At 63.3% G+C, this 22,621-nt stretch carries 25 protein-coding genes; 13 read left to right on the top strand and 12 right to left on the bottom strand.

Annotation, left to right across the window (positions count from 1 at the left end; translation table 11 throughout):
* Positions 1-162: 162 nt before the first annotated feature.
* From ptsP to ACFQJB_RS11565, 5 genes are all read right to left on the bottom strand, one after another.
* A complete protein-coding gene (gene ptsP, locus ACFQJB_RS11585) occupies positions 163-1,848 on the bottom strand; it encodes a phosphoenolpyruvate--protein phosphotransferase (RefSeq protein ID WP_379727476.1) in 1,686 nt (561 codons plus the stop codon).
* Positions 1,845-2,129, bottom strand: coding sequence for a phosphocarrier protein HPr (gene ptsH1, locus ACFQJB_RS11580; RefSeq protein ID WP_379727473.1), 285 nt, complete (start codon positions 2,127-2,129; stop codon positions 1,845-1,847). The genes ptsP and ptsH1 overlap by 4 nt, the downstream gene beginning before the upstream one ends.
* Before the next feature lie 72 nt (positions 2,130-2,201).
* The gene (gene glmM, locus ACFQJB_RS11575; RefSeq protein ID WP_379727470.1) at positions 2,202-3,560 is read right to left on the bottom strand and encodes a phosphoglucosamine mutase; all 1,359 of its coding nucleotides are present in this window, start codon (positions 3,558-3,560) and stop codon (positions 2,202-2,204) included.
* A gap of 83 nt (positions 3,561-3,643) precedes the next feature.
* Positions 3,644-4,387 carry a DNA polymerase sliding clamp gene (locus ACFQJB_RS11570; protein ID WP_120103716.1) on the bottom strand — a complete coding sequence of 248 codons (744 nt, stop codon included), beginning with the start codon at positions 4,385-4,387 and terminating at the stop codon, positions 3,644-3,646.
* Positions 4,388-4,465: 78 nt separating this feature from the next.
* The gene (locus tag ACFQJB_RS11565) at positions 4,466-5,839 is read right to left on the bottom strand and encodes a phosphoglucomutase/phosphomannomutase family protein (RefSeq protein WP_379727466.1); all 1,374 of its coding nucleotides are present in this window, start codon (positions 5,837-5,839) and stop codon (positions 4,466-4,468) included.
* A 114-nt stretch (positions 5,840-5,953) separates the two neighbouring features.
* Between ACFQJB_RS11565 and ACFQJB_RS11560 the strand changes: the two genes are divergently transcribed.
* From ACFQJB_RS11560 to ACFQJB_RS11545, 4 genes are all read left to right on the top strand, one after another.
* Complete coding sequence (locus ACFQJB_RS11560; protein ID WP_379727463.1) at positions 5,954-6,628, top strand: nitroreductase family protein; 675 nt, start codon at positions 5,954-5,956, stop codon at positions 6,626-6,628.
* Positions 6,629-7,149: 521 nt separating this feature from the next.
* Positions 7,150-7,737 carry an archaellin/type IV pilin N-terminal domain-containing protein gene (locus ACFQJB_RS11555; RefSeq protein WP_379727460.1) on the top strand — a complete coding sequence of 196 codons (588 nt, stop codon included), beginning with the start codon at positions 7,150-7,152 and terminating at the stop codon, positions 7,735-7,737.
* 227 nt (positions 7,738-7,964) lie between these two features.
* Positions 7,965-8,204 carry a hypothetical protein gene (locus ACFQJB_RS11550; protein WP_379727457.1) on the top strand — a complete coding sequence of 80 codons (240 nt, stop codon included), beginning with the start codon at positions 7,965-7,967 and terminating at the stop codon, positions 8,202-8,204.
* The gene (locus ACFQJB_RS11545) at positions 8,205-8,435 is read left to right on the top strand and encodes a hypothetical protein (RefSeq protein ID WP_379727454.1); all 231 of its coding nucleotides are present in this window, start codon (positions 8,205-8,207) and stop codon (positions 8,433-8,435) included.
* A 321-nt stretch (positions 8,436-8,756) separates the two neighbouring features.
* Here ACFQJB_RS11545 and infB read toward each other — a convergent pair whose 3' ends face one another.
* Complete coding sequence (gene infB / locus ACFQJB_RS11540) at positions 8,757-10,544, bottom strand: translation initiation factor IF-2 (protein WP_120103712.1); 1,788 nt, start codon at positions 10,542-10,544, stop codon at positions 8,757-8,759.
* A 131-nt stretch (positions 10,545-10,675) separates the two neighbouring features.
* Between infB and ACFQJB_RS11535 the strand changes: the two genes are divergently transcribed.
* Positions 10,676-10,921, top strand: a complete 246-nt coding sequence (locus tag ACFQJB_RS11535) for a PRC-barrel domain-containing protein (RefSeq protein ID WP_120103711.1) — start codon at positions 10,676-10,678, stop codon at positions 10,919-10,921.
* Positions 10,922-10,925: 4 nt separating this feature from the next.
* Positions 10,926-11,384: an NOB1 family endonuclease gene (locus tag ACFQJB_RS11530; RefSeq protein WP_120103710.1), complete on the top strand. Its 459-nt coding sequence runs from the start codon at positions 10,926-10,928 to the stop codon at positions 11,382-11,384.
* Positions 11,385-11,404: 20 nt separating this feature from the next.
* Here ACFQJB_RS11530 and ACFQJB_RS11525 read toward each other — a convergent pair whose 3' ends face one another.
* Positions 11,405-12,139, bottom strand: a complete 735-nt coding sequence (locus ACFQJB_RS11525; protein WP_379727450.1) for a CPBP family intramembrane glutamic endopeptidase — start codon at positions 12,137-12,139, stop codon at positions 11,405-11,407.
* Positions 12,140-12,193: 54 nt separating this feature from the next.
* Positions 12,194-13,486: a glucose-6-phosphate isomerase gene (locus ACFQJB_RS11520; RefSeq protein ID WP_379727447.1), complete on the bottom strand. Its 1,293-nt coding sequence runs from the start codon at positions 13,484-13,486 to the stop codon at positions 12,194-12,196.
* Positions 13,487-13,564: 78 nt separating this feature from the next.
* On the opposite strand from ACFQJB_RS11520, the gene ACFQJB_RS11515 reads away from it, so the two are divergent.
* The 3 genes from ACFQJB_RS11515 to ACFQJB_RS11505 all read left to right on the top strand — a co-directional run bounded on the left by ACFQJB_RS11515 (position 13,565) and on the right by ACFQJB_RS11505 (position 15,946).
* On the top strand, positions 13,565-14,218 hold the full coding sequence (locus ACFQJB_RS11515; RefSeq protein WP_379727444.1) for a cyclase family protein: 654 nt from the start codon (positions 13,565-13,567) through the stop codon (positions 14,216-14,218).
* Between the two features lie 123 nt (positions 14,219-14,341).
* Positions 14,342-15,130, top strand: coding sequence for a DUF7089 family protein (locus ACFQJB_RS11510; RefSeq protein WP_379727441.1), 789 nt, complete (start codon positions 14,342-14,344; stop codon positions 15,128-15,130).
* Between the two features lie 72 nt (positions 15,131-15,202).
* The gene (locus ACFQJB_RS11505) at positions 15,203-15,946 is read left to right on the top strand and encodes an SIMPL domain-containing protein (protein ID WP_379727438.1); all 744 of its coding nucleotides are present in this window, start codon (positions 15,203-15,205) and stop codon (positions 15,944-15,946) included.
* Between the two features lie 11 nt (positions 15,947-15,957).
* Here the strand turns inward: ACFQJB_RS11505 and ACFQJB_RS11500 are convergent, their stop codons facing one another.
* Together ACFQJB_RS11500 and ACFQJB_RS11495 are read right to left on the bottom strand one after the other, a co-directional pair.
* Positions 15,958-16,536 (bottom strand): DUF7090 family protein, encoded by a 579-nt coding sequence (locus ACFQJB_RS11500; protein ID WP_379727435.1) that lies wholly within the window; start codon positions 16,534-16,536, stop codon positions 15,958-15,960.
* Between the two features lie 54 nt (positions 16,537-16,590).
* Positions 16,591-18,351, bottom strand: coding sequence for an excinuclease ABC subunit C (locus ACFQJB_RS11495; RefSeq protein WP_379727432.1), 1,761 nt, complete (start codon positions 18,349-18,351; stop codon positions 16,591-16,593).
* A 104-nt stretch (positions 18,352-18,455) separates the two neighbouring features.
* On the opposite strand from ACFQJB_RS11495, the gene ACFQJB_RS11490 reads away from it, so the two are divergent.
* The 3 genes from ACFQJB_RS11490 (at position 18,456) to ACFQJB_RS11480 (ending at position 20,490) form a co-directional block, all read left to right on the top strand.
* Entirely contained in the window at positions 18,456-18,713 is a 258-nt protein-coding gene (locus ACFQJB_RS11490) for a hypothetical protein (protein WP_379727429.1), read from the top strand.
* Between the two features lie 100 nt (positions 18,714-18,813).
* Positions 18,814-19,026: a hypothetical protein gene (locus tag ACFQJB_RS11485; protein WP_379727425.1), complete on the top strand. Its 213-nt coding sequence runs from the start codon at positions 18,814-18,816 to the stop codon at positions 19,024-19,026.
* 99 nt (positions 19,027-19,125) lie between these two features.
* Entirely contained in the window at positions 19,126-20,490 is a 1,365-nt protein-coding gene (locus ACFQJB_RS11480; protein WP_379728040.1) for a cytochrome P450, read from the top strand.
* A 16-nt stretch (positions 20,491-20,506) separates the two neighbouring features.
* On the opposite strand, the gene ACFQJB_RS11475 is transcribed toward ACFQJB_RS11480, so the two are convergent.
* The gene (locus ACFQJB_RS11475) at positions 20,507-21,040 is read right to left on the bottom strand and encodes a 2'-5' RNA ligase family protein (protein ID WP_379727422.1); all 534 of its coding nucleotides are present in this window, start codon (positions 21,038-21,040) and stop codon (positions 20,507-20,509) included.
* 107 nt (positions 21,041-21,147) lie between these two features.
* Here ACFQJB_RS11475 and ACFQJB_RS11470 point away from each other — a divergent pair, with 107 nt between their 5' ends.
* Positions 21,148-22,320, top strand: coding sequence for an SPFH domain-containing protein (locus tag ACFQJB_RS11470; RefSeq protein ID WP_379727419.1), 1,173 nt, complete (start codon positions 21,148-21,150; stop codon positions 22,318-22,320).
* Here ACFQJB_RS11470 and ACFQJB_RS11465 read toward each other — a convergent pair whose 3' ends face one another.
* On the bottom strand, positions 22,321-22,602 hold the full coding sequence (locus ACFQJB_RS11465) for a hypothetical protein (RefSeq protein WP_120103696.1): 282 nt from the start codon (positions 22,600-22,602) through the stop codon (positions 22,321-22,323).
* Between the last annotated feature and the right edge of the window lie 19 nt (positions 22,603-22,621).

The following is a 22,621-nucleotide window of genomic DNA, read 5'->3' as shown; positions in this document are numbered from 1 at the left end:
GCGCCACGAAAACGAACGGCGGAGCCGTGAGTATCCCGCCGCGATCACTGCTGCTCCGGAACCGCTGACTGACAGGATTTGAACAGGGAACGAAGCGAGTGCAACGAGCGGAGTGACTGAGTTCAAATCCCTGTCCTGGCGTTTTGTACGAAAACAACCGTCTTAGATCTCGTCGAGCACGTCCAGCACCTCGGCCCGTGTCTCACAGGCCAGCGCGTCGGCAGCGAGGTCGCGGGCAGCGTTGGTCGCGGTTTGCTGCACCTGCTGTTTCACCGCCGGTACCGTCACTGCGCTCATACTGAGTTCATCGAGGCCGAGGCCAACAAGTAACGCCGTCAGATCGGGGTCGCCGGCCATCTCGCCGCACATGCCGACCCAGGCGTCGTTGCCGTCGGCCGCCGAGACCGTTCGGTCGATGGCGCGCAACACCGCCGGATGCAGCGGGTCGTGGTAGTCGGCGACGGCGTCATTCTCGCGGTCGACGGCCATCACGTACTGTGTGAGGTCGTTGGTGCCGATACTGAGGAAGTCGAGTCGCTCAGCCAAGCTGTCGGCAAGAAACGCGGCCGCCGGTGTTTCGATCATCACACCAAGCTCCGGCATCGCGTAGTCGACGCCTTCGCCGTCAAGATCGGCGGCGACCGATTCGACGCGCTCGATGGCGGCCGCAACTTCCTCGATCTGTGTCGCCATCGGAAACATCACGGCGAGGTCGTCGCCGTGCTCGCTGGCCGCCGCCCGCAGCAACGCACGCAACTGCGTCTCGAAGAGGTCGCTGTGGGCCCCCAGCGAAAGCCGAATCCCGCGCTGGCCGAGGAAGGGGTTTGTTTCCTCTGGAAGGTCGAGATACGGCACGGCTTTGTCGCCGCCGATATCGAGCGTTCGGACGACGACCCGGTTGTCCGGAAACGCCGCCAGCGCGGTCGTGATCGCGTCGTACTGCTCGGCCTCATCCGGCGGGGCCTCCCGATCCAAAAACAGGAACTCGCTGCGGAAGAGGCCGATCCCGTCGGCACCGCGGGCGACGGCCGGATCGAGTTCTGCCTCGCCGCCGATGTTGGCTGCGACCTCGATTTCTACTCCATCCGCTGTCGACACCGTTTCCTCGACGACCGGTGCGTCAACGCCGCCGGCGGCCGCCCGCTCGTCCTCGTCGGGATCGACAACCACGGTGCCGGCCTCGCCGTCGACGAGTACGTCCGCCCCCTCCTCGATCTCGGTCAGTTCCTCGCCGGCGCCGACGACCGCTGGGATCGCCAACGAGCGGGCGATGATCGCAGCATGAGAGGTGCGCCCGCCGGTGACGGTGGCGATGCCGGCGACCGAATCGGGATCGAGCTCTGCGGTATCACTCGGGGTGAGACGTTCGGCCAGGAGGATCGTGCCGGCTGGCAACGCCGAGAGATCGACGGTTTCGACAGCCAACAGCGACCGGAGGAGTCGATCCCGGATATCACGCAGATCGTCGGCACGCTCGGCCATCCGGCCGTCCATCCCCTCGAACTGGGCGATTGCTTCCCCAAACCGATCGTCGACGGCGTGTTCGGCCGGTGTGCCCTCGCCGATCGCGCTTTCGATATCGTCGACGAGTTGGGGATCATCGAGAAACTGGAGATGGGCCTCGAAGACGGCGGCCTCATCTTCACCGACGCGCTCGGCGGCCTGCTGGCGGGCCTGTTCGATCTGCTGGCGGGCGGTCGCTTGGGCGTCCTCGAAGCGGGCCTGTTCGGCGTCGCTGTCGACGTCGCTGGGGTCGGGTTGCTCAGGCAGTGTCAGATCACTGGGTCGGTACCAGCGGGCGGTGCCGACACCGGACAGCGGTGTGCTCCCGATGCCGCTGAGCTTCATTCGCTGTCTTCCTCCTCGTCTTCGACCGGCGTTGTCAACAGGGCTTCGAGTTCATCAAGCGCAGCCTCGGCATCGTCGCCGTCAGCGGTGATCCGCACCGACTCGCCGTGTTCGATGTTCAGCCCGGTCACCGCGAGCATGCTGTTGGCACCCACGGCGTCGTCGCCGTCGGCCCGCCCGACTGTGATCTCACTGTCGAATCGATTTGCCGTCTGGACAAACTGTGAGGCCGGTCGTGCGTGCAAGCCAGCGTCCGGAACCACCTCGACGATTCGTTCCATGGCTCCCTGTTTGGGTGGGCGGGCTATTACCATGTTTGCCGCCGTGGTGACAGGTTTCCCGTCGGCGCGGTGTTATTCCACGGCCGCCCGCACCACGTCGGCGAGATCGGTCGCCAGTTCCTCGGCGCGGTCGGCGGTCGTTCCCTCGGCGACGATCCGGATCTTCGGCTCGGTGCCGCTGGGTCGCACCAACACCCACGAGTCGCCGTAATCGAGGCGGTAGCCGTCGAGCGTCGAGATCTCGGCATCGGCAGTGTGGACGTACTCCTCGGCGGCCGACAGCATCGTCCGGCGTTCGGCCTCGCTGCCGTAGGCGAGATTAACCCGTGTGCTGTGGTAGTCCTGATATGGGGCGACGACCTCGCTGGCCGGTCGGTCGGCGATCAGTTCGAGGAACTTCGCGCCGATATACGGGCCATCCCGGACGAGGCGGTGATTCGGGAAGAAGACGCCGCCGTTGCCCTCGCCGGCGATGGGAACGGTCTCACCGGCCGTCCACAGCTCCTTGATCCGGGTGATGATGTGGGTCGCGCCGATCGGTGTGAGCGCCAACTCGGCGTCGACGCGCTCACAGACATCGACCAACCGCTGGGAGACGTTGACCGCGGCGACAGTGTGATCACCGGCTGACAACTCGCGTGCAGCCAAGGCGGCCAGCGAGGCGTCGCCGTCGATGAAGCGGCCCTGTTCGTCGAAAAACACCGAGCGGTCGGCATCGCCGTCGTGGGCGATCCCAACGTCGGCGTCGGCGGCCTCGACGAGCCGACCGAGGTCAGCGAGATTTTCGGGGACGGGTTCGGGCAGCCGGCCGGGGAACCGGCCGTCGAGTTGTGCGTTGACGGTGACAACCTCACAGCCTAACTCGCGGTAGAACTCTGGGCTGACCAGCCCGCCGGCACCGTGGCCAGGATCGAGCGCGACTGTGAGGTCGGCGTCGGCGATGCGCTTGGTGTCGATGGCGTCGAGCAGCGATTGTTGATAGGTGGCGTTGGCGGTGTCGACCTCGCGGCTCTCGCCGACGAGTTCCCACGGGACGAGGTCGAACTCCTCGCCGAGGGCGTGGGCTTCGATCCGCTCTAAGCGGTCGATCGAGAGCTCGATCCCGTCGGCGCCGATGAGCTTGACGCCGTTGTACTCCGGTGGATTGTGCGAGGCCGTCAGCATCACCCCCGGGATCGCTTCCTGTTCGCAGTACCGGCCGATCGCCGGCGTTGGCGTCAGTCCGAGGCGGTCGACATCGAGCCCGACCCCAGCCAGTCCCGAGGCGGTGGCATCGGCGAACATCTGCCCGGTCAGGCGGGTGTCGGTGGCGACGGCGGCGCGGTCGGCCTCCCAGACCGTCCCAGCGGCTTGGGCGACCTGCAGCACGAACTCGGGGGTGAGTTCGGTGCCGGCGATCCCGCGGGCTCCACTGGAGCCGAACACTTCCATACCTACGCCTCAAGCGGGTGCGTAAAATCGGTTGCGGCCTGCCGCTGTCAGCCTGCCACGCCAGTCGATGCGTGCTGCCGTCGTTATTCGCTTTGAATCCGCGGGGCGAGCATGTAGGTGACCTGGCCGAGGCCCTCGGCAAACTCATAGTGGAGTTTGACGGGGAACTCCTCGCCGAGCTCGGTCGTGACCTCGGCTGCCTTCGGGATCGCCTTGTTCATATCCTTGAGATAGTCGAGTGAAAACAGGGAGTCGGCCGCGCCGGCGGTGAGATCGATCAGATCGTCGCTGTCGAGTTTGAGATCCACGTCGTCGGTGTCGCCCTCGGCTTCGATATAGAAGGCTTCCTCGTCGGGGTCGACACGGAGGGCGATGTGGTCGCTGACCATGTCGGCGGCGGTGATCCCGCGGCTGAGTTGGCTGCCCTCCAAGACGATCTCCGCCGAGAGATCGAGATCCGGGATGTCGGGTTCCTGGCGGATCGAATCGGGGTCAATCAGCGCAAGGGTATACGAGAGGCCGTCGATCTGGATGTGGAGCTTGCGGGTTTCCTCGTTGAGTTCGAGATGAATGAGATCGCCGCTGTTTGCCATCCCGGCGATATCTTCGAGTCGACCGAGGTTGACGCCGATGACGCCGCCGTCGGCCTCGTAGGACTCAAAGGCCGCGGCGGCCAGCGAGAGGTCGACCATCCCGACGTTGGCGGGGTCGACGGCGCGGATGGCGAACTCTTCCTCGTTCAGCCGGATCTTACACTCGTCTACCAACACGCTCACCGAGTCAAGCGCGTCCTTGAGCGTGTCAGCACTCACGATGGCCTTGAACATGCTGCGGGATACGAAAGCCCGGATAAAAAGACACCCGGTTTACACACCGGGCCACCGCAGTCGACAGGCGGTGAGAGCCTACACCAGCGGTTCGACGAGGTCGACGCCCTCGTCCAGGAGTGTCTGGAGCCGTTCGTCGCTGCCGGCCTCGCCGTAGACCCGCAGTTTCGGCTCGGTGCCACTTGGCCGAATTAGCAGCCACGAGCCGTCCTCAAGGAGGAGTTTGAAGCCGTCGAGGGTGACGGTGTTGGCAACGGCTGAGCCGGCGACCGACTCCGGAATGTGGTCTTCGAGGTCGTCGAGGACGCGCTCCTTCTCGCTGTCGGGGCAGTCGACGCTGCGTTTGCTGGCGTGGATCTCACCGTGCTCCTCAAGCAGGGCGTCAACGCGCTCATCAAGCGGCTTTTCCGCGGTGACCGCGCCGGCCAGCAGGGCCATCAGGACGCCGTCTTTCTCGCGGATGTGACCCCGGATCGAGAAGCCGCCCGATTCCTCGCCGCCGATCAGCGCGTCGGAGTCACCCATCGCTTTGCCGACCCACTTGAAGCCGACCGGCACCTCGACGACCTCCTCGCCGTTGGCCTCGGCGATGCGGTCGATGAGGAACGTCGTCGACACCGAGCGGACAGCGGGGCCGGAATCCGATTCAAGGAGGTAGTCGTAGACCGCGGCGAAAAACAGGTTCTCGTCGAGATAGCCGCGCTCAGGGGTGGTGATCGCAATGCGGTCGGCGTCGCCGTCGTTGGCGATCCCGAGGTCGGCGTCGTGTTCTTCGACCGCGTCAGCCAGCGGTTGGAGATTGCTCGGGCTCGGTTCGGGTTCGCCGCCGCCGAAGTCGGGATCTTGGGTGCAACGGCGGGTGATGACCTCCGCGCCCGCCGACTCAAGCAGGGCGTCGGTGACGCCGCGGCCGCTGCCGTGGAGGGCGTCGTAGACGATGGTGAGATCCGAGAGATCCGCGCCGACGAGATCGGTTGCATGCTCGGCGTGATCCGGGATCGGATCGATCTCGGTGATCTCACCCCACTCCTCCTCGGGGAGGAGGTCGGGTTCGGCGAGGTTGTCGACGATCTTCTCGGTGCGTTCGGGTAGGGCGGGTGCGCCGTCTTCGGGAATGAACTTGACGCCGTTGTACTCCGGCGGATTGTGCGAGGCCGTGACCATCAGCGCACAGGAGAGTCCGCGGTTGACGATCGCGTAGGCGATCACGGGGGTCGGGCAATCACGTTCCGGCAGGAGTACGTCGAAGCCGTGGCCAGCCATGATCTCAGCGAGACTTTCCGCAAAGCCGGGTGAGGTTTCGCGGGCGTCATAGCCGATGATGACGGGATCGGTGTACCCCTCTTCCTCAAGATAGGTTGCGACCGCTTCGCCAACGATTCGAACGCGTTCGTCGGTGAAGACATCGAGGGTGGCACGCCACCCATCAGTGCCGAAGGCAATCTTGTCCATACCCTACCTGCTGTGTGGATCGTCAAAAAGATAGGAGGTCACAGCCCCGGGGGCCCTTCCATCGACGGCTGCCGGGAGCCTCGTCGTTATGCCTGTTCGGCCCCTCTCGTTGGTGTGGATTTCACAGACGCCGTTGCGACCCGACGATCAGTACACGACTACAGTGACGAGTCGATCGCACAGTCGACCCTCGATGCCATCTTCCAGGCGACGACGCTTGCGCCCTCCGGCTACAATCTCCAGCCCTGGGAGCTGCTTGCGCTGCGCGACACGGAGACCAAGGAGCGACTCAAAGCCGTCGCCAACGGCCAAGACCACGTTGTTGACGCTGACACGACTGTCGTCGTCCTCGGCAACACCGATCCGATGGCCCACGCCGAGGCGGTGTTTGACGACTGGCTCGCCAAGGAGTACATCCCGAACGACGACGTCCGAAACGCGCTGTTGGACAACGTTGAGGCGATGGCTGGGATGTCGGCGGCCGACCGGCAAACGTGGACGACCCGATCGAGTTCGCTGGCGGCGATGACGCTCATGTATGCGGCGTGGACACACGGCGTCGCCAGTTGCCCGATGGAAGGCTTCGACGCTGATGGGCTCGTTGAAGCGTTCGACATCCCGGACGGGTACGAACCGGTAATGCTCATCACGCTCGGCTATCCGACTGACCCGGCCGCAGACATCGACAACGAGCGAAAAGGTCGCCGCCCGATTGAGGAGGTTGTCCACTACGAGGCTTTCGACCCACGCGAGGAGACAACGCTGGAAACGCCTGCGTTCGGCGCTTAAACGTCGGGTTCGTTCGATGTCGTTGCTAAAACGGGAGCGCGGTGGGACGCTCCCGGTGCAGTGGGGTTTCGGTGTCGGTGGCCGCCGTATTGCGGCCATCTATGGCAACAATGCTTGCGGAAATAAACCTACAGTCTTCTTTCGACGGGTGATCGACTGGGAGGATCCGTGTCCCGCAGAAAATACCAATCCGCGACCACCCCGGATCTCGAACGGGAAGCGTTGGGTAACTTCCCCTACCTGTTCCGGGTAGTAGTCACACAGTCACCTTCAGTCACGAAAGGCGACTACCAGTTGGTTGGAGCGAGAGGGTAAAATAAGTACCGACAAGATATCAAAAAAGAGAATTAGAGAAAAATTCTCTTGCTGTTCAGAGTTGACTGAGACTTGTCTATCGAATTTGGTTGTCCTGTAATTCTACTATAATTATCTCTTTTGAAAATTGCTGCCACAATTTTATATCCCTCTTCGGAGTTCGTTCTGCTATCGCCGACCCTGTTCCGGGTGGGCGACGTCACACTATGTTCGAACCAGAGAACCGAGGTCAGGTGGGGATCGGCACGCTCATCGTGTTCATTGCGATGGTGTTGGTCGCGGCGATCGCCGCGGGCGTGTTGATCAACACTGCAGGCCTCCTGCAATCACAAGCACAGGCAACCGGTGAAGAAACAACGGCTGAGGTCAGTGATGTCGTTCAGGTCGGTAAGGTGATCGGGCTTGAGACAAACTCAAACAAAACGATCGACACGCTCAATGCGAGCGTTCGACTCGCGTCCGGCTCCGATCCGATCAACCTCAGCAAGGTCTCGTACACGATTGAAACCGATGGCGAAGCGACTGTGGTCAACGGTGAAAATACGAGTGCCGGCACTGCCAGCGATGGCATTGAGTTTTATCCAAAACAAGGGCTTGAGGACGGTGCCGATACAATAGCCGATCAAAACGACCTTATGGTCGTTGAGTTTTCGTTGACGGATATTAGTGGTGTGTCGCCACTCAACGAGTCAGAATCGATCACGTTCATCTCTCAAGCCCCGGCAGGTGGAAGCACCTACAAGCAGCTACAGGCCCCTCGCCACATCGAGAACAACAGCGCGTACATCCTCTAAGCTGCCGGCTGTTTTCAGCGGCTTCTTCTCGGCATCCGTCTCAGTCTGCCCTCCTCAGTCGTCGCTCTACAGGTAGATTTCCGTGACCGCGGCGGCGGTCGGTGACCTCTCGAACGGTAGTGGTAGTGATGAATCACGGCCATACTTCCACTAAATTGGAGTTTTGAGGACTATAACCTTCGAATCGGCGCAATATTCTTAAGCCCACATCCGCTCTTGCTAAACGTATGACAGTTCCGTGGGGGAAAATAGCCGCGTTCGGATCGCTACTCACGTTCCTTGCTGTGGCTCCGTTCCTATTTGGGATGATAAATATCACCTCCAGTATGAGTATGCAGAATGCGGACATGGTGATGGTTGAACAGGTGGTCTATCTATTTGCGGGGGCTGTGAAGGCGATGGTTCCGCTCACCGTGGTTGGGGCGGTTGTTTTCATATTTTTCCAGTTTGCAGGGGAGATGGCATAGATGTCCGACTTGGACAACGCGGACGATCTGGCGACCGCTGTGGCAATACTCGGAGCGGCTGGTGTCCTCCTAACCATGACTTTGAGTATTGGTGACGCGAGTACCGCCCAAATGGTCGCATGGGCTACGGATGTGATTCGAACTATCGTCGTTCCGTCTTTTGGGGTTATTATCTTATTCTGGTTCCTTCTCAAAGCGGAACCACTGATAGACGCCTTTGTAGATTGGTGAAGAGCATAGTCAGCATAACAGTTGAAATCCATTGACTGAGCCTATGAACAGCCCTCCATCTAAGAACAAGATAGTGGCGTGGCTGTTCGCCGTCGCTTCTGTGTTGTTCGTAACTCTCTCCGTGTTTTTTGACTATCGCCCTGCTCAGACGCTCTGTAATCCTGATGGGTCGGGGTAGCGGGGATTGCAACAGTCTGGCGAAGTGACCCGAGAACAGTGGCTAAGCGGCTACCTATCAGGTTGGTAGAATTGTGTAGCGAGATCAACCCCGACCATCGGCTATCACCTACAAACTTGTGTATACAATCAAACACAAAATACTTATTTCCCCCAGAACGGATCGCGCTTTCGTCGCTTGTTCAGATACCCCGACAACGCCTCCAGTTCGTCGGCTGGGATCTCTTCGTTGAGCTCCTGTTCGAGGATCTTGGCGTGTTTCTCCGGCAGTTCGATCCAGAGCTCGTCGCCCTCCTCGATCTGTCGACCCACCGTCGGCCCGTCGATGGCGACGCTAACACGCTCGCCGGCGCGGGCCTCTTCGACATCGTCGCCTTGGGCCTGAATCCCCGACAGCTCACCGACGCGGTCGGGCTCGTTGTTGTCGAATTTGGCAACATTCGTGTTGTTCTTAATCGTCCCTGACATGATCTCGACGCCGACGACCGCAGGATCGGATTGTCGGAAGGTGTGGTCGTCGAGGATCTGAAACCGCGCGGGCCGGACGATCTTATCGAGGATCGTCTCCTGTTGGGCCCGCTGCATCTCCGCGACGTGTTCCTCGTAGTCCTCGACGAGTTGGTAGATCACGTCGTCGTGGAACAGCGTCACCTCGCTTTGTTCGAGTTCGCGCTCGGCATCCGGCAACACCTCGACGTTGAACCCAAGGATCACCGTATGCTCAGGCTCTCTGGCCGTGCCGGCGACCGCGATATCGCGGGGTGCCACATCGCCGACCTCCGCCCGGAGGATCGGCACCTCGGCCTCCTGTAAGGCGTTGGCCATCGCTTCGAGACTGCCGAGGGTGTCGGCCTTGACGACGACGCCTTCCTCCTCGGTGTCGACCTCGATTTCGGCCAGTTCGGCTTTGACCTCCTTGATTACGTCGTCAACATCGCGGTCGCGGACGACCCGCACCGGCGCGCCGGCCATCGCATCATCGAGGTCGGGGGCGGCGATCTTGACACCGGCGGCGGCCGCAACCGCGTCGACGCGCTCGAAGCGGTTTTCGACCCGGATCTCGGCGTTGGGCTGCGGCTGGAGCAACGCCCGGATCTCGGTGACGATCGGCTCGTTGACCCCGCCGACGACGATCTGATCGCCCTCGTGGATCGTCCCGTCGTAGACAACAACATCCAGCGTCGCGCCGAAGCCCTGTTGATCTTTGACCTCCAAGACTGTCCCCTCGCCGGGGCCAGCCACGTCGATCTCCATCTCGGCTTTCATGAACCGCTGGGAAAGCCCCATCAACACCGCGAGGATGTCGGGGACGCCCTCGCCGGTCAGCGCGGAACAAGGGACGACGCCGATGTTCTTCTGGAAGTTCTGGACGCGCCAGTAGAGATCCGCCGAAAAGCCGTCGTCCGATAGCTGGCCGATGATCTCATAGAGGTTTTCGTCGAGTCGCTGGCGGGCGGTGTCGCTTTGGGCGTCGTAACTTGGCTTGATCGGGGAGTTCTCGTTGGGGTTCCAGCCCGGCGTCGTGTCAGCCTTGTTGGCGGCGACAACGAAGGGCGTGCCGGTGCGCTGGAGGATGTCGAGGGCCTCCTCAGTTTGCGGCTGGAAGCCGTCGTTGACGTCGACAACGAGGATCGCGATATCGGCGAGTGCGCCACCCCGTGAGCGCAGCGTCGAAAACGAGTGGTGGCCGGGCGTATCGATGAAGAGCAGTCCGGGGAGGTCGAAGTCTTCGACTTTGACAAGGTCGCCAGCCATGTCGGCGATCGTTTCGAGTGGGACGGCCGTCGCGCCGATATGCTGGGTGATCGCGCCGGCCTCGCCCTCGCTGACCGCCGAGCCGCGGATCTTATCCAGCAGGCTGGTTTTGCCGTGGTCGACGTGGCCGAGGACAGCAACGATCGGGGTTCGCAGTGAGGTATCGTGATCTGACATGCATAGAACTCCGGCAACCGCGTTACCGGTGGAACCGGGCCCTCGGAGTTAAGCCTTTCAACTTCCCGGCTGTCTGCCAGCCGTCGGACGCGCCCGTGGCGTTTATATGAGTTCGCCCGTCTACCTCAGGCATGGTTGACATACTCGCGGAAAATCTCTCGGGCAAAGCCGTGATGGGCGCCGACGGGACGGAACTCGGCGACCTCTACAACATCACAATGGATCTCAAAACCGGTCGCCTCCACGACCTGCTTGTCACCCCCAACGAGGGGATCTCGGCGGCGTCCGCCGATTTCCCGGCCAACGAGGATGGCCGACTCGAAATCCCAGCCGGTGCCGTTGATGCGGTCAAAGACTACATCGTTGTTTCTCGGTAATTATATGCAGATTCTCGACACGTCGGCGTTTATCAACGAGTATCACACTGACGAGGACACCGCCTCGGTTCCGCAAGTCCACGAGGAGTTGGAGGGCGAACACGCCTTCCGCTTCGACGCCGAGGAGGGCGCGGGGATGCATATCCACATCCCCTCCGAGGAGACGGTTGAGAAGATCAACCGTGCGGCAACAGAGACCGGCGATGCTGACGAACTCAGCGAGACTGACATCATTCTCATCGCCGCTGCCTTCGAACTTGACGGCACCTTGGTCACCGACGACTACGCGATGCAGAACGTCGCCGACCGGCTCAACGTCGCCGTCAACGTGATCGCCCAGGAGGGGATCACCGAACAGCGGGAGTGGCAGTTCCAGTGTCAGGGCTGTGGCCGCACCTACGACGACAATCTCGATCGCTGTCGGATCTGCGGCAGCGACCTTGCCCGGAAGAACCCGAGCTAAGCCCGTTTCGCCGGCTGTTTTCAGACAACACCGATCTCGCCCAGATAGAGCCACGCAAAGATGACGGCGTTGTTGACGCCGTGGATGACCGCCGGCACGACGATGTTGTTGGTGCGCTCATAGAGGTAGCCCAACAGTACGCCGAGCAGCGTTGCGGTAACAATGTAGGCAGCGATCCCGGCGATGCCGCCGGAGACGGAGGCATGACTCAGCCCAAAGAGCACGGTTGCCGCAAGAATTGAGGGCCAGACCCCCCACGTTTCCCGCAGACGACCTTGGACAACACCGCGAAACAGCAGTTCCTCGGCTGGCCCGACAACGAGTAGGGAAAAGGCCACCATCGTCAACAGGTAGGCTGGCTCGCCGGTGCCGATGGTCACGGCAGCGTTGTCGCCGAGGCTCACGTCGACGGCGGCAAACAGCCGGGTGATCCCATTGTTCGCGCCGACGAGGATGACGATCCCAGCGACGATGAGTCCGAGTTCCCGGCGGCCGGGCGTCGCCCACGGGATCAGCGGCTCGTCTCTGACAGCGAGGGCGTACCAGCCGGTGACCAACAGAAAGCCGGCGTACTGGAGGGCGAACTGTGCGAGGTATTCGTCGGTGCCGCCGGGGGTGACGATTCCGGCGTCGACCAGGGGTGGATTTACCGCCGCAAGCACGACGCTGGCGACGAGGTAGGCCCCGAACACGACAAGGAGGGCTTCCCCGAGGGCCTTCGCGTGTGGCTCCCAGCCAGCGGTATCGGTCGCCATTATCGGCCGGCTACGCCGCCGCCCCTGTTAGGGACACCGATTCGATCGATCTGGCTACTCGATCTCGAAGGTGCGCTTGTCGGCGACAGCGTCGGCTTCCGCGAAGTCGCCACCGCCGAGCAGCCCGCGGGCGGCCTTTTTGCCCCATTCGACAGCGGGCTGGGTAAACGTCGACAGCCCGGCAAGTTCGCCGTACATCACGGTCGCGGCCTCCATTGCGTACAGCAACTCGCCGATATTTTCGGCGTCGACGGCGTCGATCTCGATGCGGACGTTGGGTCGCCCCTCGGCGGCGAGGCTGGCTTCGGTCGCCTCGAACTCCGCGTCCAGTAGGTCGCCAAGCCCGGAGCCCCCGAGATACGACAAGCCTTCGAGGTCGGTTTCGGGGATGTCGATGTCCTCGCGTTCGCGCGGACGGACGAGCGTCACGAGCTTATCGCGTGGGCCAGCCCGGTAGAGTTGGAGTTGGGAATGTTGATCGGTCGCACCGAGGGCGCGCGCCGGCGTCTGGCCGACCTGTTCCTTACCCAAACTCTCGGCCCACAGTTGGGCGAACCACTCAGCGAAGTATTCCAGCGACTCCGCGTAGGGCATCATCGCGTTGGTGAGTGCGCCGCGCTCGGCAAGGCCGTAACAGACCGCGCCGTAGGCGTAGGCCGGCGACTCATACAGCGACCCCGAGAGATCGTCCATCGCGGTTTGGGCGCCAGCGACGACGCCCTCGATATCGAGGCCCTGCAGCGCGGCACAGGCCAGCCCAACTGTCGAGATCGCCGAGAAGCGACCCGGCACGCCTTCGGGGACTTTCAGCGACGGGAGATCATGTGTATCGGCGAGATTTCGGAGGTTGCCCTCGTCGCCCGTGGTCACGAAGGTCTGCTCGGTCCAGTCGACGCCGGCGTCGTCCATCGCTTCGCGGACGACGAGAAAGTTCGAGAGGGTTTCGGCCGTGGTGCCCGATCGGGAGACGACGTTGACGACGGTGTCGTCCAGGGGTAGCGAGTCGAGGAGTTCGGCGGTGTCCTCGGGGTCGACGTTATCGAGGAAGTGCGCCTCCACGTCGGTCTGGTCGGCCAGCGCGGCGGAGATGGTTGCCGCGCCAAGCGCGCTGCCGCCGATACCGACCGTCAGGACGGCTTCGGGCGTTCCGAACGGTTCGACCGCCGCGCGGATTGCATCGGTGTCGACCGTTTTGGGGAGGTTGAGCGCGGCGTAGCCGTGTTCATCGTCTGCGCGGCCCTGCTCGATGCGCTCGTGGGCGAGCCCGACCCGCTCGTCGAGGTGATCGAGGGTTTCTTCGGTAAGACCGGGACTGCCGCCGAGTGCGTTGCCGATATCCAGATACATACCTGTGGTCGCGTCCGGCGGCGGTAAAATCGTTGTTGTCGTCACAGCCTCTTTGGCCGGCCTACGCCATTACCGACTATGCCCGACCATGTCGATCTTACCCACCCCATCGACACCGGCATGCAGACCTATCCCGGTGATCCGGCGGTCAGCCTGACCGACCATGCGACCCACGCCGCCGACGGCTACCATGTTGAATCGCTCTCCTGCGGCAGTCACACCGGCACCCACATCGACGCGCCACTCCACACCGAACCGGACGGCGATCCGCTGTCGGCGTTCTCGCTCGACCGCTTCATCTTCGACGCCGTTCGGGTCGACTGCCGGGACTGTGCCGCCCGCGAGGCTATCACCCCGGAACGACTCCCCGCAGACGACGCCTTGGCCGACGCCGACATGGTCGTCTGCTGGACTGGCTGGGACGACTACTGGAACACCGACCGCTATCTCGATCATCCCTACATTGCACCCGAAACGGCGGCCCGCTGTGCCGACCACGGGCTGGCGGTCGGCGTCGACGCGTTGAGCCCCGATCTGACACCGAGCCCACAGGCCCGCGACGACGAATCGACTGATTTTGCGGCCCACCACGCGCTGCTCGGCGAGAACTGTCTGATCGTCGAGAATCTGACAAACCTCGGGAGCGTGACCGAGCGGTTCGAGCTCCGGGCGTACCCGCTTGCCCTCGGCGGCGACGGCGCACCGGTGCGGGCGGTCGGCGTCCGGCAGTGAAGGCTTTATTACCGGCCCCGTCGAAGCCGACGGTATGTCGCAGGCCACCAAGGTTGTGCTCGGCACCGTGCTTCTGTCGGCCGTCTTTGCGGTCGGGATCATCCTCTCGTACGTCTTCGCCTGATGTTCTCCGAGCGATCGCTGTCGCCGCTGCTCTCAACTGTCCGTCAGCGACACGCCCCTGAGGCGACCGTGCTGGATGTCAAGACCGATTTTGAGACGTTGCCGCCGGCGGTCGCCGAGGATCTCGGCTTGCTGGCCGACCGCCTCGATCCGGCCAGCTACCCCGCCGACTGGCTGCCAGAGACCGCCCCGGCAGTCCTCGAAGAGTACGCCGGCGAGGCCTTTACGATCGGCACCCCTGACGACGGCACCGTCGTCTGGACGACCCAGACCGAGCCGCCGACCGTCCTGGTCAAACAGCGCGCCGAGAACACCCCCGATGACTTTCTCAATTTCCTCATCGCCGAAGCCTTCGTCCAACTCGACTGCGATGTCCCCGAACACTTCCTGCCGTTCTTCGGCGAGCAGTATCCCGACCTTGACGCCGCGGTCGGGCTCAACGGCACCGATGTCTATCAGATTGCCGCCGCCCTCTTCGAGGGCTGGGTCGGGCTGCAGACCCGCGAGGTCTTCGCGTCGTGGGCCGACGATGACGACCTCGAACCGCTGTACGACGCCTGGATTGATGCCGGCCAGCGACTCGAACCCCGGCTCGACGACCTCTCGCGGGCGGTCGCCCACGACGAGATGACGTTTCCCGAGGCAACCGAGTACGCCTGTGCGGCGGTCAAACACGATCTCGATCTTCCGACGCCGTTCAGCGCGCTCGAGACGACGGCCTACCGCGAACACGGCGCGGCCTACGCTATCGAGTGGGCTGAGAAGACATTTGCCGAGCTCCGCGAGTAGCCGCCACAGCCGACTCAAACCGCCGTTTCACCTTTAGGAACCTATTCATCCGCAGGCCACCTGTGAGCGACCATGCAGCGACGTGACTTCCTCATCGGCACGGCAGCAGCCGGCGCGACCGGCCTCTCCGGCTGTCTCGGCACCGCACAGCAAGCAACCGACACCGCCGCTGGCGACGGTGATAGCGGTCGGACGGTCACCGTTACCGGGTCGGCAGAGATGCAGGCCGCCCCCGACCGCGCGGTCATCGAGGCCAGCGTCGAGGCCACCGGCGACAGCGCGGCCGCCGTCCGGGATGCGCTGTCAACACGCTCCGACAGCCTCCGGCAGGCCCTCCGGAACGCCGGCCTCGACGATGACCAACTCACGACCGGGCGGTTTGCGATCCGCCCACAGTACACACGCCGTGAGCCGGGAACGGAGCCCGAACAGACCGGCTACGAGGGCACCCACACCATCACCATCGAGGTCGACGATGTCGAGACGACCGGCGACGTGATCGACACCGCAATCGATGGCGGAGCCGACTCGATCGGTCGGATCGAGTACACGCTTGCGGAGTCGACCCGCGAATCATTGCGGGAGGATGCCCTCAAAGCGGCTGTTGATACCGCCCGCGGCGAGGCGGATGTCCTCGCCACCCGCGTCGACTCACAGGTTGTATCGGTACAGCAGCTCAACGCCGCCGGTGGTGGGATCTCGCCAACGTATGAACGCTACGCCGTTGCCGAAGATGCTGCCGGTGGCTCGACGGAGCTCCAGCCTGACGATGTCACTGTCAGTGCGTCCGTTGAGGCAACCTACCGAATCGACTGATCGGCGGCCGCTTAAAATTCGGCGGTGACGCTGCCGTCGTCGGCGAGATCGATGACGCCGTCGAAGCGTTCGCGGAAGCGATCCAGCGTCGCCTCGTCATGAACCTCTTTCGAGAGGTGGAAGAGGCCGACCGCATCGTGTTCGGCCAGCAGTGCAAGCAGCTTTTCAGTTGCATCGACGACGCCGTCCTCGTCGGCGTAGTAGATCATCTCGGTGAGGGAGTCGACGCTGAGCCGTACTTTTCCGTCGTGGCTGGTGAGGAACTCCTCGACCTTGGCGACGATCCCATCGAGGTCGTCGGGGGCGGAGACGTAGTGGACATCGTCGGTGCCGCGCCGGGAGTAGCCGCGCTCGACCGACAGCGTATCGAGGATGACCGCGCTGTCCTCGTCGACATCGTAGTGTTCGAGCTTCTGTTCGACCTCTCTGGCGGTCGTCCGTGTTGAGACAACGAGGAAGTGGTCGGTGTCGGTTTTGAAGAAATCGGTGTCGATGCGGTCGGTTTCGCCGATCGAGGGATGCAGCAGGAGGACGCCTGTCCCACCGCTGATCGTCTCCGGCGCGTTCTCAACGGCTAGCGTGTAGTCCATATCAGCCCCACCGCCTCAGTGACCTTAATGATGTATGGATTCGGGCTCGCGGCCTCACAGTCGTTCCGCGATCGTCGCCGCCGTTTTCTCCCCGACGCCGTCGACAGCCTGCAGGTCGGTCTGGGAGGCATCCCGCACGTTGTCGACGCTGCCGAACCGCCGGAGCAGCCGTTTTCGGGTTTCGGGGCCGACGCCCGGAACCCCATCCAGCGCGGTCGACACGTCGTCCCGGAGCTGTTGGTGGTACTGGACAGCAAACCGGTGGGCCTCGTCGCGGACGCGCTGGCAGACGTGGAGGTGGTCGGCGTCGCTCGGCCAGTCGAAGACGCGGTCAGGCGTGATCACCAACTCCTCATCCTTCGCCAGCGCGACAACCGGCACGTCCCACCCCGTTTTGTCGAGGGCGTCCATCGTGGCCCCGAGTTGGCCCTCGCCGCCGTCGACCAACAGGAGGTCGGGGTCGGGGCGGTCGTCACGACCCGCCAGGGCGCGATTCGCCCGCCACTCGATCAACTCCCGCATGTTGGCGTAGTCGTCGTTGCGGTCGGTGAGCTGCTTCCGGCGGTAGTCGCCTGTCTCCGCGCTGCCGTCGACGAAACAGACGTTGCTGCCGACGACCGCTTTGCCCTGACTGTGGCTCACATCGAACCCCTCAATCCGGCCCGGGCGGTCGATTCCGAGGGCCTCCCCGAGGGCTGCGAGTGGGTCGCCATCGACCGGCCCCTGCCGGGCGTTTTTCAGCGCGAGTTCGACGAGCGTTGCCTCCCGGCCCGCCCCCGGGACGCGAACTGCAACGCCCTCGCGCTCCAGCCACTCGATCACGTCATCGTCGGCTGGGCGTTCGGAGAGCAGGATCGCATCCGGCAGTTGGCGTTCAGCGTAATACTGCGGGAGAAATGCCGACAGCAACGCGGCCACGCGGTCGCCGCCGTCGGCTTCGTCGGGAGCATCAAGGCTGTGTCGGGAGCGATCGACGAGCTGGCCGCGCTCGCTGCGAAGCCGGGCGACGGTTGCGTGGTCGCCGTCGACAGCGACGCCGAGTACGTCCGCGACCGCCTCGTCGCCACCCGCCTCGGCCGTATCGCCGCTGGCGACCGCCCGCTCGCTGTCGTCGTGGATCGTCTCGACGGTGTCGAGTTGGTCGCGGAGATTCGCGGCGCGCTCGAAGGCCTGCTCTTGGGCGGCGGCCTCCATCTCCCGGCGAAGCGGGTCGGCCAACACGCCGGTTTCGCCCTCGAAAAACCGGATCGCTGACTCAACGTCCTCGCGGTAGCGCTCGGCGTCGATCTCGCCGGTACAGGGGGCCGAACACAGCCCCATCTCGTAGTCGAGGCAGGGTCGCTCCCGGCCCTGATACTTGTGTTCTGAACAGCCACGCAGCCCGTAGACCGATCGGATCGCCTTGATCACGGTTTCGATCCGACCCTTGTCGGTGAAGGGGCCGAAGACGGTTGCGGCGTCGTTGGGGTCGCGGGTGCTCTCGATCCGCGGGATTTCGTGGTCGGTGAACTGCACCAACGGGTAGGATTTGTCATCCTTCAAGCGGACGTTGTACCGCGGTTGATGGCGTTTGATCAGGTTGGCTTCCAACAGGAGCGCCTGGGTTTCGGTGTCGGTGACGGCGACCTCAAGCGACTCGGCGCGGGCGACCATCTGTGCGATGCGGTCGCTGCGTGGATCGGTGTAGGAACGCACCCGGGAGCGAAGATCGACAGCTTTGCCGACGTACAACACCCGATCGCCGGCCTGAAACTGGTAGACGCCGGGCTCGGTCGGTAACTCGCCGGCGCGTTCCCGGAGCGTTCCACCATCCATCATCGACAGTACCGGTGGCAGACAATTGAACGTAACGCGATAGCAGCACTGACGGGGTCGTGTCGGATCGACAGCCACATGTTGGTCCTTCGATATCTCCTGGTATGGCCCGGCTCTGGCTGGTCGAACGCGAGTACGACGACCGTAACCTGATCTCTTTCGTGTATGCAACGACTGACGGCACCCAACAGCTTCGCAAAGAGCTATCGGCAACACTCCTCCAACAGCGAAGCGAGCCGATTACCGCTGCCATCGACGCCGACGAGGATGATCTTGCTCCGGTTGATCCCGATGAGCAATCTCGATATGCGGCGGAAGCCCAATCGGTCGCCGAGAGCCACGATCCGGACGACCCGATCTGAGGCTGGTGCGACCGGCGCTACGAGTGGGCTCGTCGCACGGCAGCCTCCATCTTGTCTCGCGGTCTTTTTGTCGGTCGCTGGCAACATTCTCACAACACCGATGGAATACGAGCAAACCCTCCGGCGACTGTTGGCCAACGGGCGGGCGGATATCGGTCGGATCGTGTTGTCGACCCCGGCGATGCTCTTCTTCCTTCTTTCGCCGCGTGCCGGCTTCGAGGATGAGCCCTTATCAAAGATTTACGCGGCCGGCATCCTCGCGTATGCGTTGCTGGTGGTGGTGCTGTTTGCGCTGCTTGGGGCACTGTTCTAATACCGCTTGCCGCAGACGGTTTGCTTCGCGGTAGTACTCCGGGATACTCCCTCTTGGGAGCCCCCGGCCGAACCCTTAATCTCGTTCGTCCCCAACCAAATTTATGAGTATTCGCCCCCGGGCCCGCAGGGCGTTCCGCTGTTCGGCAACGGCCAGCAGTTCGCCGATGACCCCTTCCAGTTCATGACGGCCTGCGCCGACGCTTACGGCGACGTCGTCGCCTTCAATCTCGGCCCGATCCCGCTGTATATGCTGACGAACCCACAGGACATCAAGCGCGTCCTCGTCACCGAACCCGACCGGTTTCCAAAACTGGATCTCGGCGACGACGCGATCTATGAACTGCTGGGTGATGGGCTGCTGTTGAGCGAGGGCGAGACGTGGCAACAGCAACGCCAGCTGGCGAACCCCGCTTTCCATGGCCGTCGCATCCGGACGCTCGGCGATATGATGGTCGAGCACACCGAGTCAGCGGTCGACGACTGGAACGACGGCGACCGCCTCGACATCCAAATCGAGATGGCCCGGCTCACGGTGCGGATCATCGTCACCGCGATGCTGGGCACTGACATCAGCGAAAAGCGGGTTCAGCGAGTTCAAGAAAACCTCGAACCGCTGGGCGCGCGCTTTGAGCCCGATCCGTTCCGTCGACTGATCCCTGACTGGGCCCCAACCGCCGAGAACCGTGAGTTCCGGGCGGCGATCGCCGACCTCGAATCGGTGATCGACGATATCGTCGCCGACCGCCGCCAACGCGGCTACGAAGCCGGCGCGGACACCCCCGTCGACGCCGACACTGACGAGCCGATGGATCTGCTCTCGCTGTTGCTCCGTGCGAAGGATCGCGGCGAGCAGACTGACCGACAGATCCGCGATGAGATGATGACGATGCTGTTGGCCGGCCACGACACGACCGCGCTCATGCTGACCTATACCTGGTATCTGCTCTCCCAACATCCGGCGGTCGAGCGTCGTCTCCATGCCGAACTCGATTCGGTACTCGACGGCGCGACGCCGACGGCGGCCGACGCACGACAGTTGGAGTACACCGAGCAGGTGCTCAACGAGGCGATGCGGCTCTACCCGCCGGTGTACACGCTGTTCCGTGAGGCGACAGCCGATGTTAAGATCGGCGGCTACCGCATTCCGGCCGGCAGTGGCCTGATGTTGCCGCAGTGGGTCGTCCACCGGTCGCCGCGGTGGTACGACAATCCCGACCAGTTCGATCCTGATCGCTGGACGCCGGAGCGGGCGGCCGACCGGCCGCGGTTTTCGTTCTTCCCGTTCGGCGGCGGCCCCCGACACTGCATCGGCAAGCAGTTCTCGATGCTCGAAGCGAAGCTGATCCTTGCCACCGTCGCTCAGGAGTACCGACTCGATTACCTTGGCGACGCCTTGGACCTCCGCGGGTCGCTGACGATGCACCCGAAGGAGCCGGTGGCGATGCGGCTGGAATCCAGATAGCGACGCCGACCGCCGATCAGGCTGGCAGTCCGAACCGCGACGCCGGCGTGCGGTGTCTCGAATCCCAGATTACGAGCGCAGAGACCGTCCAGGTGACCGGATCGATCTTCCGCGCTCGCAACTGCTCTGCGGCCGCCGCTGCCGCAGCCGACCCGCCGCGAGCCAGCGTGACGTGCGGCGTGTAGTCGTCGCCTTCGAGATCATCAACCACGCCAAACGTGTCGGTGAGCGTGCGGTGAATCCGGTGGAGTCCGGGGCTCTCGATGGTGAGATACACCACTGGGCCGTCGCCACGCACCGGCTGGTCGAAGCTGTCGATCCCGGTGACCTTTGCTTCGACTGCAGGTAGCCCGCTGATAACCGGGCGGAGCCGCTCCTGTAGCGTCGCCAACTGATGCTCCGGGTGGCCGTTTGCCAACTCGTCGTCCGGAAACCGCTTGACGACGAGCGTGTGGTCGTCCCGAACCTGCTCGAAATCGAGGAGTTGTGGCTGGAGGTCGTTTGCGAGCCGCTTGACGGCTCCCGGAACGGGGACGTTGAGGCTGAACACACCAGTGTTCGGTTCCGTGAGCCCAAAAACGCTCCTTTCGTGTCGACCCCACCGGCATCGTCGCCAGCGGGGGATAGGCGTAAGTGTCGCCATCGCCTTGTTCCGCTATGTCCTCCCGCTCTGAGTTCGATGAACTCGCCGCCCTCAGCGATGACATCCCCGATGGCGTTTGGCGAACGGTGGCCGCCGTTGGTGCCGCCGTCGTCGGGCTGTTAGTCTTCGCCAGTCTCGATCCGATCGTTGCCGTCGGCGCGCTTGCTCTCTTTGTCCTCGCGGCCACCCTCGTCAGCGCCGTTGAGATCGTCGACGCCTACGAAAAGCGCGCGCTGACGGTCTTCGGCGAGTACCGCAGCCTGCTCGAACCGGGGCTGCATCTTGTCCCACCGTTTGTCTCCCGCACCTACGCTTTCGATGTTCGCACCCGCGTCATCGACGTGGCCCCACAGGAGGCGATCACCCGCGACAACTCGCCGGTCACGGCCGACGCGGTCGTCTACTACCGGATCGTCGACGCGAAAAAGGCGTTTCTGGAGGTTGATAACTACGAAACCGCGATCTCGAATCTCGCGCAGACGACGCTCCGAGCCGTGATCGGCGATCTCGAACTCGACGATACGCTCTCGCGGCGCGATGAGATCAACAGCCGGATTCGCCGCGATCTCGACGAGCCGACCGACGAGTGGGGGATCAGCGTTGAAGCCGTCGAGGTGCGGGAGGTCAGCCCCGCCGCCGGCGTCAAAAGCGCGATGGAAGAACAGAGTTCCGCCGAGCGTCGTCGCCGGGCGATGATCCTTGAAGCACAGGGTGAACGCCGCTCGGCCGTCGAAACCGCTGAGGGTGACAAACAGGCCGATATCATCCGATCACAGGGTGACAAACAAAGCCAGATCCTCGAAGCGCAAGGTGACGCTATCTCCACGGTGCTTCGCGCCAAATCCGCCGAGTCGATGGGCGAACGCGCGATCATCGAACGCGGCATGGAGAGTCTCGAACGCATCGGCCAGGGCGACTCCTCGACGTTCATCATCCCGCAGGAACTCACCTCGCTGGTCGGTCGCTACGGCGGCCATCTCAGCGGGAGCGATATCCAATCGGCAGCCTCCGCACTCGAAAGCCGGGATTTCGACGAGGAAACGCGGTCGATCCTTGGGCTCGACAACATCGACGAACTGCTGACGAATCTCACGGAGGCCGACCACTCGAATGTCGGTGTTGAGGTTGACGATGAGGAGGAACTTGATCTCGAACCCGATGTCGAACCCGACGCCGAGATGGAATAGTTATTCGGCGTTGTCCCAGTATTCGCGCCACTCACGGAGTGGGACGCGCACTTCCCCGAGGCTGACGGTTACGTCGCCGTCGAACTTCCAGCGAGCGGTCTCGGCGTCAGGGCTCATCCGCATCGGGATGTCGAGGGTTACGTCGTCGAGTTCGCATTCGAGTGCTTCCTCGTTTTCAGCGAGTTCGCCGGTGAGGTGGTCGATCAGATCAAGCCAGTTGTCGACCGCCGGCGGGTCGATCTCGTCGAACTGCGGGCTGGCGTCGGCCGACGATGAGTCCATATCTACCTCCTCGCGGTGC

It is taken from the genome of Halonotius sp. GCM10025705 (assembly GCF_042662885.1).
GTDB lineage: Archaea > Halobacteriota > Halobacteria > Halobacteriales > Haloferacaceae > Halonotius > Halonotius aquaticus.
This window is presented reverse-complemented; position numbering and strand designations above follow the sequence as displayed.